Annotated in this window: 12 protein-coding genes and 3 pseudogenes; 8 read left to right on the top strand and 7 right to left on the bottom strand. The window is 41.8% G+C overall.

The window, feature by feature from the left end:
* Nucleotides 1–328 precede the first annotated feature (328 nt).
* The gene (locus H6G97_RS25470; RefSeq protein ID WP_190943398.1) at nucleotides 329–1,951 is read right to left on the bottom strand and encodes a tetratricopeptide repeat protein; all 1,623 of its coding nucleotides are present in this window, start codon (nucleotides 1,949–1,951) and stop codon (nucleotides 329–331) included.
* Nucleotides 1,952–3,353: 1,402 nt separating this feature from the next.
* Between H6G97_RS25470 and H6G97_RS25465 the strand changes: the two genes are divergently transcribed.
* Nucleotides 3,354–3,536, top strand: coding sequence for a CsbD family protein (locus H6G97_RS25465; protein WP_190943397.1), 183 nt, complete (start codon nucleotides 3,354–3,356; stop codon nucleotides 3,534–3,536).
* A 285-nt stretch (nucleotides 3,537–3,821) separates the two neighbouring features.
* Here the strand turns inward: H6G97_RS25465 and H6G97_RS25460 are convergent, their stop codons facing one another.
* Nucleotides 3,822–4,916, bottom strand: coding sequence for a hybrid sensor histidine kinase/response regulator (locus tag H6G97_RS25460; RefSeq protein ID WP_190943396.1), 1,095 nt, complete (start codon nucleotides 4,914–4,916; stop codon nucleotides 3,822–3,824).
* Nucleotides 4,917–5,623: 707 nt separating this feature from the next.
* Between H6G97_RS25460 and H6G97_RS25455 the strand changes: the two genes are divergently transcribed.
* Nucleotides 5,624–6,343, top strand: a complete 720-nt coding sequence (locus tag H6G97_RS25455; protein ID WP_190943395.1) for a response regulator — start codon at nucleotides 5,624–5,626, stop codon at nucleotides 6,341–6,343.
* Nucleotides 6,344–6,521: 178 nt separating this feature from the next.
* Nucleotides 6,522–8,210, top strand: coding sequence for an NAD(P)H-quinone oxidoreductase subunit 4 (locus H6G97_RS25450; RefSeq protein ID WP_190943394.1), 1,689 nt, complete (start codon nucleotides 6,522–6,524; stop codon nucleotides 8,208–8,210).
* Nucleotides 8,211–8,342: 132 nt separating this feature from the next.
* Here H6G97_RS25450 and H6G97_RS25445 read toward each other — a convergent pair whose 3' ends face one another.
* Complete coding sequence (locus H6G97_RS25445; protein WP_190943393.1) at nucleotides 8,343–9,155, bottom strand: MerR family transcriptional regulator; 813 nt, start codon at nucleotides 9,153–9,155, stop codon at nucleotides 8,343–8,345.
* Between the two features lie 19 nt (nucleotides 9,156–9,174).
* Complete coding sequence (locus H6G97_RS25440) at nucleotides 9,175–9,603, bottom strand: VOC family protein (RefSeq protein WP_242055211.1); 429 nt, start codon at nucleotides 9,601–9,603, stop codon at nucleotides 9,175–9,177.
* 185 nt (nucleotides 9,604–9,788) lie between these two features.
* Here H6G97_RS25440 and thrB point away from each other — a divergent pair, with 185 nt between their 5' ends.
* From thrB to H6G97_RS25425, 3 genes are all read left to right on the top strand, one after another.
* The gene (thrB, locus tag H6G97_RS25435; protein ID WP_190943392.1) at nucleotides 9,789–10,703 is read left to right on the top strand and encodes a homoserine kinase; all 915 of its coding nucleotides are present in this window, start codon (nucleotides 9,789–9,791) and stop codon (nucleotides 10,701–10,703) included.
* 42 nt (nucleotides 10,704–10,745) lie between these two features.
* Nucleotides 10,746–11,255, top strand: coding sequence for a hypothetical protein (locus H6G97_RS25430; RefSeq protein ID WP_190943391.1), 510 nt, complete (start codon nucleotides 10,746–10,748; stop codon nucleotides 11,253–11,255).
* A gap of 555 nt (nucleotides 11,256–11,810) precedes the next feature.
* Nucleotides 11,811–13,424 (top strand): NAD(P)H-quinone oxidoreductase subunit 4, encoded by a 1,614-nt coding sequence (locus tag H6G97_RS25425; RefSeq protein ID WP_190943390.1) that lies wholly within the window; start codon nucleotides 11,811–11,813, stop codon nucleotides 13,422–13,424.
* Nucleotides 13,425–13,579: 155 nt separating this feature from the next.
* Here the strand turns inward: H6G97_RS25425 and H6G97_RS52875 are convergent.
* The 3 genes and pseudogenes from H6G97_RS52875 to H6G97_RS25410 all read right to left on the bottom strand — a co-directional run bounded on the left by H6G97_RS52875 (nucleotide 13,580) and on the right by H6G97_RS25410 (nucleotide 15,180).
* Nucleotides 13,580–14,293: pseudogene (locus H6G97_RS52875) on the bottom strand (SDR family oxidoreductase).
* A gap of 44 nt (nucleotides 14,294–14,337) precedes the next feature.
* Nucleotides 14,338–14,448: pseudogene (locus H6G97_RS52870) on the bottom strand (antibiotic biosynthesis monooxygenase); the annotation flags it as partial.
* Between the two features lie 51 nt (nucleotides 14,449–14,499).
* Entirely contained in the window at nucleotides 14,500–15,180 is a 681-nt protein-coding gene (locus tag H6G97_RS25410; protein WP_190943387.1) for an NADPH-dependent F420 reductase, read from the bottom strand.
* A gap of 73 nt (nucleotides 15,181–15,253) precedes the next feature.
* Here H6G97_RS25410 and H6G97_RS25405 point away from each other — a divergent pair, with 73 nt between their 5' ends.
* A complete protein-coding gene (locus H6G97_RS25405) occupies nucleotides 15,254–15,859 on the top strand; it encodes a Uma2 family endonuclease (protein ID WP_190943386.1) in 606 nt (201 codons plus the stop codon).
* A gap of 109 nt (nucleotides 15,860–15,968) precedes the next feature.
* Nucleotides 15,969–16,192, top strand: a pseudogene (locus tag H6G97_RS25400) (element excision factor XisH family protein); the annotation flags it as partial.
* Between the last annotated feature and the right edge of the window lie 110 nt (nucleotides 16,193–16,302).

The following is a 16,302-nucleotide window of genomic DNA, read 5'->3' as shown; positions in this document are numbered from 1 at the left end:
AGTACAGCCCACCGTAAAAAAGGGTTGGAAGTGGCAGAAGATAAATTCTGTTGGGTGATATAGGAAATCAGGCATAGAGGAGCGTATCTTTGAATATCCGAATTGAACGTTTGACTGCATTAACCGTGAAGCATTACTCCAAAATTTTAATATGAAAGGCAAAGTCAAGCAACAAATAACAATTCAAAATTCAAAATTTTTCGTGTAGCGTCTCTAAAAGAGAAGCCCCCGCCATATTAGACTTCTTGCAGAAGTGGGAAAAAGGGATGAAATTTTTCCTTTCCTTTTCCCCTTTCCCTGCCTCTTGCACCCCTTCTGCCTTCTTCACTTACATTTTGGCTAGAGCAAGTTGTGTATCAGCACTTTTCCAAGCTGTTTCCAATTCGGCTTTGACAACTTGAGCCGCGTCATCTTTGCCCAATGCCTGTAAACTTGCCTGCAAGCCAAATAGAGAACGTCCATTATGGGGATACTTTTTTAGATCAGCAAAGACTTTTTCAGCCTCTCTATAGTCACCCTTAGCCAAAAGCACAGCGCCCAAAGCTTCTCGCGTTGGCAAGTACCAATCTGGTGGTTCCACGTAATCGAGGGCATCTTCTAGTACTACTGCTTTTTCTAGTAATTGAATGGCAGCTTCATAATCGTGCTTTTGTCTAGCAATTTTGGCATCTAGAACTTTTGAGGCAATGTCTAAAATGCGACTGGCGGGACTGAACCCAATGGTTGATTCGGTAGAAATCATCTGTTTGGCGGCTAGTAATGCCCGACTTTCACCTGCTGCATCTTCAAGTTTGCCTGTGGCTGCCATCGCCATGCCGCGAGCAAAATGCCAAAGTGCTGTGGTAGTCGGCAATTTAGCATCAGGGACAGGAGTTTTTAAAATGCCATCCCAGTCGCTAAAACGTATCTGAATCAGCATTTTACTGCCCAAAAATCCCTCAAGCATTGGTGCATAGGGATTAATGGCAGTGGCATTTGCGACTAATTTCTCTGCATATTGGAGAGCATCTTTATATTTTCCTCCCATGCTGCTGGCCACCATGAGAAAATGTACGTTGTGGTTGTAGTACATCATGGGGTAAGTGCCCTGGACTTGATATTTTTTGATGTAAATATCATCTTGAGCGATCGCCTGCTCATTTGCCCGCATTGCCGCTTCATAATCTCCCACACGAAAATAAATATGAGAAGGTATGTGTACCAAATGTCCTGCTGCTGGCGCTAAGGCTCCGAGTCGGTTGGCACTGATAAGGGCCTGTTCTGGAGAAGGCGAAGCTTCCACAGCATGAATATAGTAATGATTAGCTCCGGTATGATTTGGGTTACGTTTAAGAACCGATTTTAAAATAGCTACAATTTCTTCTGTATCTGGCTGTGGCTTGCCATCTTTAGTCCAGTGCTGCCAAGGATGCAGATCCATCAAGCTTTCGGCATAAAGCGTCGCCGCATCCAAATCATCTGGATAGCGCTCAACTAGGGTTGCCATTGCTTTTGCGTAGTCTACCGCTAGTTGAAACAAATCCGCATCAGGCTCTTGAGAGTAACGCTTTGCTAAGGCGGTAATGTAGTCTCGTTCTTGAGCAGATGCTTGGGTGGAAAGTGCCAAAGCTTGCTGTACAGCTTGGTAAGCAGCTAATTCTCGATTAGGGTCTATTGCTAAGTTAATATTAGGGCCTAGAGCCAGAGCAATACCCCAATATGCGATCGCCAAATGCGGATCAAGTTTAGCAGCGTGTTGAAAAGAACGCACCGCCTCATCATGATTGAAAGCGTAAATTAAATTTAATCCCTGATCAAAAAACTCTTGCGCTTGGGGATTAGAAGTGGAAACTGGATGGTGGATTGTCCCAAGTCCAGATATTAAAGTATAAGGCTGTTTTACTTCAGACATCGCCGCACTAGGAGCGACCAAAAAGAGTATAAGCAACCAAACTATAAATAAGTATTTCATTGTCTATATTCTTTTTCTTCAAGCTCTTTTTTTATTAATATTCAAATGCCACAGTTTCTCTAATGAGGCTATTTGTTGGCAAAGAACAGCAGCACGGTGTTTATTATAGATATTAAACCCTGCAAACACAATCCTTGGAATCAATATAGAACATCCGATAAAAATGTTGATAAATGCATCAGTTTGCACCCTAGAGTCTATATATTGGGAGTTGGAAGTTGGTTGAGTAGTAGAATGCGATCGCATAAATACCTTTATAAATACTATAAGTAAGAAGCTAGAAAGAAAAGTCGATACTTGTTCCTACTGTCTTTGGTCAGAAATTAGTCACAAGTTCTACTAGTGCAGCATGATCCAAGGGATGCGAGCTTGTTGGCGTAGCCTCTCCAATAGTTGAGGCTGCGTTATTAACCACAAATTTCTGATGGTTGAAAGCTACCATACCTGTGGGTATTTCAAAGTCAACGCTTAGACTTCTCTATCTTTTCTTGCACCAGCTAAATTACTCTTCAGTTAAAATTTAAAAAATTATGTTTCTTTCTGCCCAACATTTCTAACAAAGTTTGGTTTCGGAATCTAAGAATATGAGAATATTTACTTAAATCTAAATTTTTTCTTGTGCCAGTTAATTCTAATTGCTGGTTAAGTAGTCAAAGTCCAAGAAATGACATATAGCAGTTCTCAATTACATAGAATACAGATTATTGAATGCAGCACGGTAGGGGCGCAAGGTCTTGCACCGCTAGCGTGGTCTATTTACCTGAAAATAGCTGTAAGTACAAAGTTAGGGGTTTGGAGACAGACAGGCAGTTTTTGCTAGAGGTAGAAACTTCTGATATTTGATTTTGATCCCTGAATTTTGTATTTCACTCACTTGCAAACTGCTGTATTTACCATATTCAGTGGTAAGAACCCAAGTTGCGGTTTATCAAAACAGAATTCAGGAGTCAGGAGTCAGAATTCAGTATGAATTCTGTACGACTGGTGGATGAATCTAGGGGTTTAAGACCCCCGCTAAATCTTCTCTTTCAGAGACGCACTTGCGTTCATTTAGCGGTCTACAATGAGTGGCGGGTCTGAATCCCCCACTCATTGATTCTGACTCCTGGATTCTGGCTTCTGGGTTCTTCTTCAACAGCATCACTATCTACCTGAAGTTATAAATTATCTTGTCTTAAGATAGAGCAATATAATGATACCTTTCTCTCTTTTGGATATTAGTTGAATTCTCAAGATGAGTTTAACCTTTAAACAATTATGTACAACGGACACAAATATTCTTCATAAAAACATCGTCAGATAGAAGAATTAAAACTTGTCTACAAGTAATCTATAGATATTGCAGCGCTTTTCGAGCAAGCAATAACTAATAACTACCAAAAATAATTTAGGAACAAAGAATATGAGTATCGAAGATAGAGCAAAAGCTTTTGCTAAAAACATCGAAGGTAAAGTACAAGAAACAATTGGCGAAGTAAGTGGCGATCCTAAAGATAAAGCTGAAGGTAAAGCTAAACAAGCTGAAGCCCAAGTCCGCCATACCGCTGAGAATATCAAAGATGAAGTTAAAAAGACTTTAGACTAAGCTGAACTTTATTTAGAAAAAAGGTGTAAGTAAAATAATTATTTACTGAATTTTCTGACTTTCTAAAAACAGAATAAAGGCATCAGTCGTCAGAATTCAGCATGGATTCTGACGACTAGCAGATAGCGAGTCCGCGTACCCCTACAGTATCTTGTAGAGAGCTTCTTGATTCTCACAGAAGACAAAGAAGCTCCGGATTTGCTCGTGAATTCTTCAACTTGGGTTTTAGGCATTTTGAGAATACCTTTTCTAAAGCAGACTGTGTTTTCCTATGAATCCCTACTTTTAGTTTTCATCAGTTACAGGTAAGTGTATAGTAAATGTACTACCCTTCCCTGGTTCAGATGTCACATCAATTGTGCCTTGATGTGCTTCAATAATGCAGCGAGATAGATATAGCCCCAAACCACTACCAGAACGCTGGTGTTTACCTTGGCGAAATCGCTCGAATAATATTGCTTGGTCTTGTTTAGAAATTCCCGGCCCTGTATCTTGGATATCAATAGTCACAGCTACTGGAGTAAGATAGGAGTAAATATCTACAGAACCTTTGTCTGTAAACTTGATGGCGTTACCAATAAGATTTGTTAAAACTCGCCGCAGTTCTACGCGATCGCCCATGACGGTGCTTGCAGTTTCACTTAGATCAATATTTACAGTTAATCCTTTTTCTTGGGCTAAAGGAGTTAATTCTTGCGAAACTTCACCAACTAATTCCTGAATATTGCAGGGAGAAATTTTTAAGGTTTTACAGCCCGCTTCATGACGATAAACTTCTAGCAAGGTATTTACCATTTCCAGCAGGTCTTGATTACTGCCAATCATGGTATCAATTATTTCTTGCAATTGTGGCGAAACATCGCAAAACCTGCCTTCCAGCAATAATTTTAATACGCGGTTGGAAGCTACTAGCGGTATGCGTAAATCGTGAGTAAAACGGGAGACAAAATCTGCCCGGAGGTTAGCCATTTGATCTCGTTCGTCGATACTATGCTTGAGGCGGAGGAGCGATCGCACCCGTGCATGTAATTCATCAGGGTCGAATGGTTTACGAATAAAGTCATCTGCACCAGCATCGAGTCCTTCCACAACACTAGACTCATAATGAGCCGTGAGCAGCAGAATCGGGATAAATGGCAACGCCGGATTCTGCCGGATGCGTCGAGTGAATTCATATCCATCTATCTCCGGCATCATCACATCTAAGAGAATTAAGTCTGGCGGTGACTCTTCAACCATAGCCAGAGCAATTTTGCTATCTTCCACTAAGCTAATTTCATAGTCCTCATCTTCTAGGACTGCTTCTAACACCAGTAGATTGTCAAAAATATCATCGACAACAAGAATTTTATCTTTTTTGACAGTTTTAGTTAAAGACATGGCTAAATAAAAAAAGAAGTGCTTGGCTATCCCTAGCAAATCTAGTAATAGCTTACTTCACCAGCGTTGAGATTATTAAGGATTCACTTTTACTTTAAAGTTTCCTGGATTAAATATATTTTCTAAGCAAAAATACTTATGATTTATTGATTAAATGTATAAATTAAAATTTATAGCCATTTTTAGTTAAATAAACCACGCAGTAAGAAACATTGCTCATGCGTGTCAACCTCAGGTGAATGTTACGTAAGCGAGAATGCTTTTCCTGGTTCCTATACTCAGGCTGGGAATGGCTATTGTGAGGCTCCTACTCCTAAAGTTTGTGCCAGCAGCCCAATAAGGTGCATATCCAGCGGCGAAAACGAGATTTTTATCTTGTGTTTTAGCTTAAGCTGACAGGCATAGACATTGCTGTGTCTCTACAAAAGATTTGGTTCAAATAAATATTGAGATGGCAAATGAAAAATCATTTATCATACAACATCTATTCTCCGGTTAATCTATAAAAATATTTTATGGTTGAATTATATTGTTATATCAAAACTCTTGCCTTAGAAAAGCTTACGAGATAAGGTTATTTATGCCTAAAGGTAGATGAAGTTCAGCTAATAATACCAAATGTATTGTTTTTTGTATAAGATCCCGAATAGAAGAACGAGATTATTTTAATCTGTACTTTAGATAAATAAAAGTAAAATTAAGTGACTATGAGTGAAATCAAGATCCTTGTGATTGAAGATCACAACCTGACAAGAATCGGCTTACGCTCTGCCTTACAAACCCAGCCAGACTTTAACATTGTTGGAGAAGCAGCCAATGCAGCCGACGGCATTAAGCTTCTGAAAAGTCTTAAGCCTGATGTTGCTACTATTGACATTGGTTTGCCTGACATGGATGGTATTGATCTAACACGCACATTTAGACAATATCAAGGAGAGAATGAGGATTATACCACAAAGCTGCTAATTTTGACGATGCAGAATAGCGAACAGGCAGTTTTAGCGGCATTTGCAGCAGGTGCAGATTCTTATTGCATGAAGGATATTGAAACTGAGAGACTCGTTGAGGCTGTGCGAATGACCTTTGCAGGTAGCTCATGGATCGATCCTGCGATCGCAGACCTTGTACTACAGCAAATACGTCAAGATTTCCCCGATGGCAGCAGAGGCGCATCTGGAAAAAGAGTTTTGATTGAAGGTATTGACCCAGATGTTGAGAAAAGTATAGTCAGCTATCCTTTAACTCACCGGGAAATGGATGTTTTAGAATTAATTGTCGCTGGGTGTGACAATGCAGAAATTGCTAAAAGGCTCTATCTAACAGTCGGTACCGTCAAAACTCATGTTCGAGGTATTCTCAATAAACTTTGTGTTGCTGACCGGACACAAGCTGCCGTCCGTGCTTTGCGGGCTGGATTAGTACCGTGAGCAACTAAAAATCTTTCTTCCCCAGTCCCCAGTCGTTATTTTTAAGTCAATTGTCTTTGATTCAAAGCGGTTAACTGGGACAAATATTTATGGTTAACTAGGAAAAATACTTATGAAGAAATTGTTACAAAGTTTAGTACAATGACATCATCCCAAATAAGTATTTTTTCTCATATACATGATAGCGGATCAATTTCCCTGGCTTACCGCGATTGTTTTGCTGCCACTCGTTGCTTCCCTGCTTATCCCTGTGCTGCCTGATAAAGATGGCAAGCGCGTGCGGTGGTATGCACTGGGTGTAGGTATTGCGGACTTTGCATTGATGTGCTACGCCTTTTGGAAGCATTACGATGCCAGCAGTGCTAGTTTTCAAATGATAGAAAATTATGCCTGGATGCCTCAGTTGGGTCTTAACTGGGCGGTATCTGTTGATGGGCTTTCAGCACCACTTGTGCTTCTAGCGGGATTTGTCACCACACTCTCGATTTTTTCAGCTTGGCAAGTTAATCACCGTCCGCGCCTCTTCTATTTCTTGATGCTGGTGCTGTATTCTGCACAGGTTGGGGTGTTCGTTGCCCAAGACTTGCTGCTATTTTTCATTATGTGGGAAGTAGAACTAATCCCCGTCTACCTACTAGTCTGCATTTGGGGTGGGCAAAGACGGCGTTATGCGGCTACGAAATTTTTGTTGTATACCGCAGCTGCTTCTATATTTATTTTAGTGGCAGCACTGGCAATGGGGTTATACGGCGGTGGTGATATGACATTTGATATCACCGCCCTCGCCAAGAAGGAATATCCCGTTGCTCTACAGCTGCTACTTTATGCAGGGTTGTTGATTGCATTTGGTGTCAAGCTTGCTGTTTTCCCGATGCATACCTGGTTGCCTGATGCTCACGGCGAAGCATCCTCTCCTGTGTCGATGATTTTAGCTGGTGTATTGCTGAAGATGGGCGGATACGGGCTGATTCGCCTGAATCTTGAATTGCTTCCTGATGCACATATTTACTTTGCGCCAGTTTTAGCCATTCTGGGTGTTGTCAACATCATCTATGGTGCATTGAACTCCTTTGCTCAGACGAATATGAAGCGGCGTTTGGCTTATTCGTCGATTTCCCACATGGGGTTTGTGCTGCTTGGAATTGCCTCGTTCACTGATTTGGGAATCAATGGCGCGATGTTGCAAATGCTCTCACATGGTTTGATTGCATCGGTGCTGTTCTTCTTAGCCGGCGTTACTTACGATCGCACCCACACAATGGTAATGAAAGATATGGGCGGTATCGGTCAAGCCATGCCCAAAGTCTTCGCCCTGTTTACAATCGGAGCAATGGCATCCCTAGCACTTCCCGGTATGAGCGGCTTTGCTGGCGAATTATCGGTATTTGTTGGTATGACAAGCAGTGACGTTTACAGTTCAACTTTTTGCACCGTCACGGTTTTCCTCGCCGCAGTTGGAGTCATCCTCACACCTATTTATTTACTTTCCATGCTGCGAGAGGTATTTTATGGTAAAGATGCAGCACTCCTATGCGACATTAATAATTCAGCTTCGGAAAATCAGGAAGATGAGGGAACGGTTTGTTTTGGTACAGATTGCCTCGTACCAGAGGAAGCAGTCTACGAAGATGCTAGACCCCGTGAGGTGTTTATCGCTGCTTGTTTCCTGCTGATGATTATTGGCATTGGTTTCTATCCCAAGATAGCCATGCAGATGTACGACGTGAAGACTGTCGCAGTTAATGCTCATGTTCGTCAGTCTTATGCCATAGCTTCGCAAACAAATCCCCAAATTTATGCTAAGGGATTCTTGGTTCCGCAAGTTTCCGAGGTTGAGGTAGCGCCAGTTTTGGGAACTTTAAAGTAATCTTCTCGAAATCTATTTTTTCTATGGAAAAGAGCGATCGCTAACTTCAGGAACTTATGGCAATATGACTAGAGATAAACACTTATTCATACACAGTGTTTATCTCTAAGCCATAAATTAATATTTTATGTATCAAGCTTTGGAAACTGGAAACTGCACCTCTGTTACATACGTATCGTTATCTTGCTGGTTGCCACCAATTATATAAACTTCACGGTTAGGGCCGATAATTTTATAGCCGTTAGCTTCAATCCAAGATACTAGGGCAGCATAAGCTTGGTTAATAGTCTTGTAACTACCGTTGTAAACTAAGCAAGCAATTGTTTCCCAGCCTGGTAATTCATATATTTTTATCCGTTCATTGCCTTGTATTGAACTCTCAATTGAAAGCACAGCTTCACCATCGACATCAGACTCTTTGTATCCTGGATCGTGCCAAATCCCCGCACAATAACTTCCTTCTTTAGCTCCTTGCTGCTTGAGATATCCTAATAACTCATCGTAAAGACTGCCGACACTTGGGTAATCTGGTAATATTTCTCTAATCGATACTACTTTTATCGGCTCAACTTTTTTCAAAACAACTTCGTAGTTGGGCATACTATCATCCTGTTCAATTTGCTTGAGTCGCACTTCGACTCTTAATAGCCTTGTATGTTCTTCCTCTACTAACCTTTGAAGTTCTGCTTGTTTGAGTCGCAGCATTCCGCGAATTTGGTCTGATGGCAAGTTATCTTCTAGTAACTTGGCAATTTGCTCTAGAGAAAAACCCAAATCTTTGAGTGCTAATATGCGATTTAATCTTGGTAATTGGTTCGCAGAATAGTAGCGATAACCTGTAAAGTGGTCTATGTGGGCTGGTTTAAGCAATCCTAGTTGGTCATAAAGACGCAGTGCTTTCACTGTTACCTGGCTAAGTTTGGAAAAGTCGCCGATTTTTAGCATTCTTCTTGCTCCTTGCTGACTACAACTCAGGTGGCCAATTAGGAGTGTGTGTTAATTCGAGCTTAATGCCATCTGGGTCTAAAAAGTAGAAAGCATAGTAACCCGGCAAATAATCGTATTCAGCAGGAGGATCTAAAATTTCTACTCCACACTCCATCAGATTTTGGTAAAGCTGATCCACTTCTTCTCGACTATCTGCACTAAAAGCTAGATGATGTAATCCAGGAGAATAGCGATCGTGATTTTTATTGAGCGATCGCGGATTTGCTAGGGAAATGGTGATCACACCATTAAAGCTTGCCCAGAGGATTAAATGCTCTGTTTTTTCTCCTTGTTCATAACCCAAGAATCCAAGTAGAGTATTGTAAAAAGCCTCAGAACGCTTCAAATTAGATACAGTTAGTGCTATGTGATTGATAGCTCCCAATTTCATAATTTTTTGCCTCATATCGTTAGCTTTTTAAACTAAACACTATCCCGTAAGCGTAGAGTCAAGAGCGATTGGAAAAGCAGTTGTAAAAACCACAACATTGGTTGTCAGCAAATACAACTTTCTTAATTACGAATTACGAATTACGAATTACGAATTCCTATTACATGAGATGCTTGTTGATTGATTAGTGAGTTTTGCCAATGTCTGTTGTTTCTGCCATCACTGTTACCGTTCCTGCCACAACTGCGAATTTGGGGCCTGGTTTTGATTGCATCGGTGCAGCTTTAAAGCTGTACAACGAGTTTAAGTTCACTCGCCTAGAAGAAGGTGGGTTAACTATTCATGTCACTGGTACCGAAGCTGAACGTGTCCAAACTGATGAAAGCAATCTCCTCTACCAAGCCTTTGTCAAGTTCTATCAACATATAGAGCAAACGCCGCCAACTGTGAAAATAGAGATTAAGTTAGATGTGCCGTTGGCGAGGGGTTTGGGTAGTTCGGCGACAGCAATTGTTGGTGGGTTGGTTGCTGCTAATCAACTTGAAGGTGCAACTCTTTCTCAGTCACAGGTGATGGAGTTAGCGATCGCAATGGAAGGACATCCTGATAATGTAGTTCCAGCTTTGTTGGGAGGATGTCGTCTGGCTGCTACCAGTGGCGCAGCTTGGGAAATTTGTGATGTTCCCTGGCATAAAGATGTTGTACCAGTTGTGGCTATTCCTAATTTTGAACTTTCCACTTCACAGGCGCGGGGTGTTCTCCCCACTGAAGTGAGTCGCGCCGATGCGATTTTTAATACGGCACATTTGGGGTTATTGTTACGTGGCTTGGAAACTGGTAATGGACAATGGCTAAAGACAGCTTTGCAAGATAAGTTGCATCAGCCCTATCGTAAAGCTTTGATCCCTGGTTATGATGCTCTCAATATCGCAGCCGTTAGTGCTGGTGCTTATGGTATGGTAATTAGTGGTGCGGGGCCGACACTGTTAGCTTTGGCAGATAAGTTACACTCAAAGGCTGTGGAGGCGGCGATGTTAGCTGCTTGGCAAGAAGAAGGAATTACAGCCGAGGTGCGATCGCTTTCTCTCGATACCCAAGGCGCAAAAAGCTTTTAAAAAATCCGATGACTATTTTACTCAGCACTTAAAACTCGATTTATGGAGCAAATTCAGGATGAAATGGCGGCGCTTAAATCTCAAATTCAGATTCTTCTAGAAGAACGCGCTGCACTCACCATTAATAATGTCATCTCTGGCGAGAATGATTCACCCCAGGCAATGGTTGAAGCGTATCGCCGTCAAGCCAGGGAAAATGCCCAATTATCTGTTGAACTCCAAGGCATAGATGCAGCGATCGCAGCCTTGGAAGGCCAGATAAAACAAAAACAAGGTAAGTTAGTGCGATCGCAAGTTGTATCAAAAGAACTTATCCAACAGCAAGAGCTAGAAGAAGCCAAAGAAGTAGCACAGGTTCATGCTCAACGCATTAATCAACTAGCAAGTGAACTGGCGGCAGAAGTCCGCCTCCTTAAACATTGTGCCAATGAATTGAGTCCAATGTATTGGCGGATTTATTACAAGCCCTTCATCACTGGGTTTAAGACAATCTCCGTCCCTTATGTCCGCTCTGATGGGGAAGTGTGGACAATTGTCAACCGGATTGTTTAATGGTCAGCCCCAAATACTTTTGACCTCACTTCCATTCCTCTCTCCTAAGAGGCTACGGTGTATACACAAGTCTTTTAGAGTTGCGCCACAGGCTTTTGATCCCCCCAACCCCCCGATAAATTGGGGGGCAAAAAGCTCTCAAAGTCCCCCTTAAAAAGGGGGATTTAGGGGGATCAACGACGATTTTGGTTTTCTAGAAAGATGTGTGTACACCGTAGCCCTTATAGGGAAGGGGCTGGGGGTTAGGTCTATGACTCAACTTAGAAGCGTAGACTAAATAACCCTGATAATTGGGCTAGAAAATGTGACGGTTTTGTAACGGTGGCTTTAGCTGCCGTTTTTTGTTGACGTTGCAAAAGTTTACATTTAGAATGGAATCGGCAAAATTCGATAAGTATTTATTCTTATTTATCCTGATAATTTGGAATTCGATGAGTATATATTCTTATCTATGCCAAAAATTTAATATTCTAGGGTTAAGGAATGTTTACAAAAGTATTGATTCCTTAATATAATGAAATTAAAAGCGAGAAGCCAAATTGATTGTCAGAAGTGATGAATGCTATTGAATTTCCCTGGCTAACAGCCATAATCCTCTTACCCTTGGTGGCTGCCTTAGCCATTCCCCTAATCCCAGACAAAGAAGGTAAAACTGTCCGGTGGTATGGTCTGGGAGTTGCGATCGCCGACTTTGCACTGATGATTTATGCCTTTTGGTATAAGTATGATTTCCAAAGTTCAGGACTCCAATTTGTAGAAAACTATCCTTGGATACCGCAGTTAGGTTTGCATTGGGCTGTTGGGGTTGATGGTTTATCGATGCCCTTGCTGCTTCTAACAGGCTTAATAAATACCCTCGCAATATTCGCGGCTTGGAAAGTTACCACCAAGCCGCGATTATTTTATGGTTTGATGTTAGCGATGTACAGCGCCCAACTTGGCGTATTTGTCGCCCAAGATTTGCTGCTGTTCTTCTTAATGTGGGAAATCGAATTAGTGCCGGTTTACCTGCTGATTTCCATTTGGGGAGGACAAAACCGCCGTTATGCGGCTACCAAGTTCATTCTCTACACCGCCGCCGCATCAATATTTATCTTGATTGCCGGTTTTGCAATGGCATTCTCTGGAGATACCGTCACCTTCGACATGGCGACTCTGGGAATGAAAGAATACCCCAAAACCTTGGAATTGTTGGTTTATGCAAGTTTCTTAATTGCCTTCGGTGTAAAATTACCGATTTTCCCTTTACATACTTGGCTACCTGATGCACACGGTGAAGCATCAGCACCCGCTTCGATGATTTTGGCTGGTGTTTTGTTAAAAATGGGTGGTTATGCCCTCATCCGCTTCAATGTGGAAATGTTGCCAAATGCTCATGTGACTTTTGCCCCAGTGCTGGCAATTTTGGGTGTGGTTAACATTGTCTACGGTGCTTGTTGTGCTTTCGCTCAAACCAATCTCAAACGCCGCTTGGCTTACTCTTCAATTGCCCACATGGGGTTTGTGCTGATTGGGATTGCCTCTTACACAGAACTAGGTATTAGCGGTGCAGTGCTACAGATGGTTTCCCACGGCTTGATTGCTGCTAGCTTGTTCTTCCTGTCTGGCGTAACTTACGATCGCACCCACACCTTGATGATGGATAAAATGGGTGGAATGGCAAAGGTAATGCCCAAAACCTTTGCTCTGTTTACCATCGGTTCAATGGCTTCTCTCGCGTTACCCGGAATGAGTGGTTTTGTGGGTGAGTTAATGGTATTTCTCGGTATCGCCACCAGTGATGTTTACAGTTCCAGCTTCAAAATTGTAGTTGTGCTGCTGTCAGCAGTTGGCGTGATTTTGACACCTATTTATTTACTGTCGATGCTGCGTCAAGTGTTCTACGGTGAGCAAAGTCAAGAGTTGCACTTGGATGCTGTAATATCTGATGTCAAACCCCGCGAAATATTTATTACCGCTTGTTTGCTGCTTCCAATCATCGGTATCGGTTTCTATCCCAAATTAGCAACGCAGACTTATGATGTGAAAGCAGTAGAATTAGCCGCCCATGCTCGTGAAGTTCTACCAGTCGTTGCTCATCAGCAACCATCAAGTTTGTACTCGCGGATTTTATCTGCACCAACATTAGCTACTTCTCAAGTTGAAAGTTCGATTAATATTTCTGAGTAAATTAACTTCCCATTAAGGGGCCTGCAAGTAAATTCTAAATTATTAGGGCAATAAAGGGGTAGTTATCTAACTACCCCTAACATTTTGGCTTTTTGGAGGGGCGTAGGCGTATCCCGCCATAGGCATCGCTTGTATTTCCCGACCTAGAAATAAAACTAAATAGCAGAAGAATAGGCTTCATCCACCTTCAAAGTTGTGCCTGTAATAAACTTGGCATCATCAGAAATCAGAAAAGCAATTATTTTAGCAAACTCTGCATAGGTAGTAGGACGGCCAAGCATCAAATCCGAAGGCACATTCCATCCCTCTAACTCTGCCATTGAATCTGCGACAAAAAAAGGCGCTACTGAAACCATGCGAATTCTATCTGCTTTGTAACGCTTGGCATAAAGTTTTGTAAACCCTTCCATTGCGGCGCGGAGTGTACCGCTAAAGGGTGTCCCTAATTCTGGTTAATGGGAGTCACACGCGGAAATATTCACGATGACACCGCCTCCTGAATATCGCATTGCTTCTGTAACTAGTTTGGCGATGCGGACAACACTCAAAAACAGCATTTCAAAGTTTTCTATCCACATTTCATCAGAAATAGATAGCAAATCTGGTCGGGGTGGATCTCCAAAACTATTTACTACTGCATCAATACGACCGAATTGAGTTAAAGTTGTCTCTACTAATCGCTGTAAGTCTTGAAAATTGGTAATTGATCCTTGAGTAGCAATACCGCCCAATTCATCTGCTAAATCCAGAATCTCAGGCGATCGCGCCATCAGTGAAACCCTATAACCCTGCGCTGCTAACTCTCGCGCGCAACCTGCGCCAATCCCTCGACTAGCAGCCGTAATAATCGCTACTTTTTGTGAATCCATATAAGTAATTTAAATTCCTAAACTTTTCGTAATTTAGGATATAGCTAAGAACTAAACAAACGGCTAACTTTAGGCATGACAACATAGGTTAATAGCAAAACCATAGTAATGGTAATGATCAACGAAATAATTAAGGGAGGTAAGCCGCGAAGCAGCAGATCGCCGTTGGTAGTGAAAGCAAGACCACTTACTTTTAATGATCTGACTTACTTCAAACTCGATGCTTGCCGTCCACCTAAGCGTTGTTCTGACGCTGTAGGTAAGACATTGACAGAGATAGTTGCATAAACACCTTGTTTTTGAGCAATCATGATCAGGCGAATAAAATCTCCCAAGCCTTCTACCAATCGAGCATTACGTAAAACACCAGAATCTACTGCTAAAAATCCGATTTCTTCAGCAAGTCCCATCACTATTTTTCTGGCTTGCTCATCATCTCCTGCAACAAAAACAGAAACTCCATAATCCTTTAGTGGTTCAGGCGCTAATTCAAAGACTTCCTGCGCCATCGTATTAAAAGCTTTTACCACCTGCGCTTGAGGTATATCTTTAGCAAGCTTTTCGGCTAGAGATTCTACTATTGGTGGATAAGCAAATTCTTCAGGAATATCCTGATTATTACAATCAATAATAATTTTACTGTCGAGAACTTCAGGATGAGAAAGTAACTGTTTTGGCATAATGTTGCGTACTGTCCACAAAATTACATCAGCAAACGCCGCCGCCTGATCGTTTGTACCACCTTGCGTTCCGCGTCCTGCGAACTCTGCTATTGCTTTTCCTTTTTCGGCATCACGAGAGCCAAAAAATACTTCATGCCCCTGCTCTGCCCAGAGTATACCTAGAGAGCGTCCCATGTTTCCACTGCCAATAATTCCAATCTTCATGAGTTAACCCTCATTCCACCGTAGATTGTGAAAAGATTATAGTTAAAGCAGGTAAAGTAGCCACAAAGCAATTATGACCACCAACTTACCTATAGCCACAGAAATTATACCAGTGGTTTTGCAATTGCAACCTGCAATCGCACTAACTGACGATCAGTTTTATGAACTTTGTCAGCTAAACCACAACTTTCACATTGAACGCAATGCTGATGGAGAATTAGTGATTATGCCCCCTACTGGTTCCGAAACTGATGAACGCAACTTTAACTTAGTTGGGCAGTTGTGGGTATGGACGAAGCAAGATGGTACAGGTGTAGGGTTTGGTTCCAGTGGTGGGTTTACTTTGCCGAATGGTGCGGTGCGTTCTCCAGATGCGGCGTGGATAAAACGCGATCGCTGGGAAGCCATACCACCAGAACTGCGAAAAAAATTTGCACCGATTTGTCCTGAGTTTCTAATTGAATTGCGTTCTGAGACTGATAACTTACGAATTTTGCAAGACAAGATGCAAGAGTATATTGATAATGGGACACAACTTGGTTGGTTAATTGATAGAAAACAGCGCCGAGTTTTTATTTATCGTCCTAATATTTCGGTTGAGATATTAGATAATCCTAAGACACTTTATGGTGAACCATTGCTACCTGGGTTTGTTTTAGATTTAAGTCAGGTTTGGTAGGGAGTAGGCTAGTTTTATAGTACCGAAATCAAAATTTTAGGAATCTATGGTGGCGAAAGACATATTCCATGATGCAGTAAAACGCGCTTTAGAGAAATAGGGTTGGCTCATCACTAATGACCCGCTTTTTCTCCGTTTTGGTGGTTTGGATATGTATATCGACCTTGGTGCAGAGAAAGTTTTAGCAGCTGAACGAAATCAAGAAAAAATTGCCGTTGAAGTTAAAAGCTTTGTTGCTCATCTACTACAACTGAATTTAGTACTGCTCTAGGACAGTATGTCAAATATCAATTAGCACTTGAAGAAGAACAACCTGAGAGACTTCTATATTTATAGCAACAGACAAGGCGGTTAGGACGCTAGGCGAAGTACATATTCCATAGCATCCCTGATACAGTCAAATTGAATAAGTTGTTGACGAATTCGACTCTTCAACCATGACC

It is taken from the genome of Nostoc flagelliforme FACHB-838, assembly GCF_014698065.1.
Taxonomy (GTDB): Bacteria; Cyanobacteriota; Cyanobacteriia; order Cyanobacteriales; family Nostocaceae; genus Nostoc; species Nostoc flagelliforme_B.
This window is presented reverse-complemented; position numbering and strand designations above follow the sequence as displayed.

What these genes read in the sequence shown, in the direction of transcription:
- H6G97_RS25445 (WP_190943393.1), bottom strand. Translation starts at nt 9,155, where the DNA reads ATGCTAAAAATCGGCGACTTTTCCAAACTTAGCCAGGTAACAGTGAAA.
- H6G97_RS25430 (WP_190943391.1), top strand. Translation starts at nt 10,746, where the DNA reads ATGGAGCAAATTCAGGATGAAATGGCGGCGCTTAAATCTCAAATTCAG.
- H6G97_RS25440 (WP_242055211.1), bottom strand. Translation starts at nt 9,603, where the DNA reads ATGAGGCAAAAAATTATGAAATTGGGAGCTATCAATCACATAGCACTA.
- H6G97_RS25410 (WP_190943387.1), bottom strand. Translation starts at nt 15,180, where the DNA reads ATGAAGATTGGAATTATTGGCAGTGGAAACATGGGACGCTCTCTAGGT.
- thrB (WP_190943392.1), top strand. Translation starts at nt 9,789, where the DNA reads ATGTCTGTTGTTTCTGCCATCACTGTTACCGTTCCTGCCACAACTGCG.
- H6G97_RS25405 (WP_190943386.1), top strand. Translation starts at nt 15,254, where the DNA reads ATGACCACCAACTTACCTATAGCCACAGAAATTATACCAGTGGTTTTG.
- H6G97_RS25465 (WP_190943397.1), top strand. Translation starts at nt 3,354, where the DNA reads ATGAGTATCGAAGATAGAGCAAAAGCTTTTGCTAAAAACATCGAAGGT.
- H6G97_RS25470 (WP_190943398.1), bottom strand. Translation starts at nt 1,951, where the DNA reads ATGAAATACTTATTTATAGTTTGGTTGCTTATACTCTTTTTGGTCGCT.
- H6G97_RS25425 (WP_190943390.1), top strand. Translation starts at nt 11,811, where the DNA reads ATGAATGCTATTGAATTTCCCTGGCTAACAGCCATAATCCTCTTACCC.
- H6G97_RS25460 (WP_190943396.1), bottom strand. Translation starts at nt 4,916, where the DNA reads ATGTCTTTAACTAAAACTGTCAAAAAAGATAAAATTCTTGTTGTCGAT.
- H6G97_RS25455 (WP_190943395.1), top strand. Translation starts at nt 5,624, where the DNA reads ATGAGTGAAATCAAGATCCTTGTGATTGAAGATCACAACCTGACAAGA.
- H6G97_RS25450 (WP_190943394.1), top strand. Translation starts at nt 6,522, where the DNA reads ATGATAGCGGATCAATTTCCCTGGCTTACCGCGATTGTTTTGCTGCCA.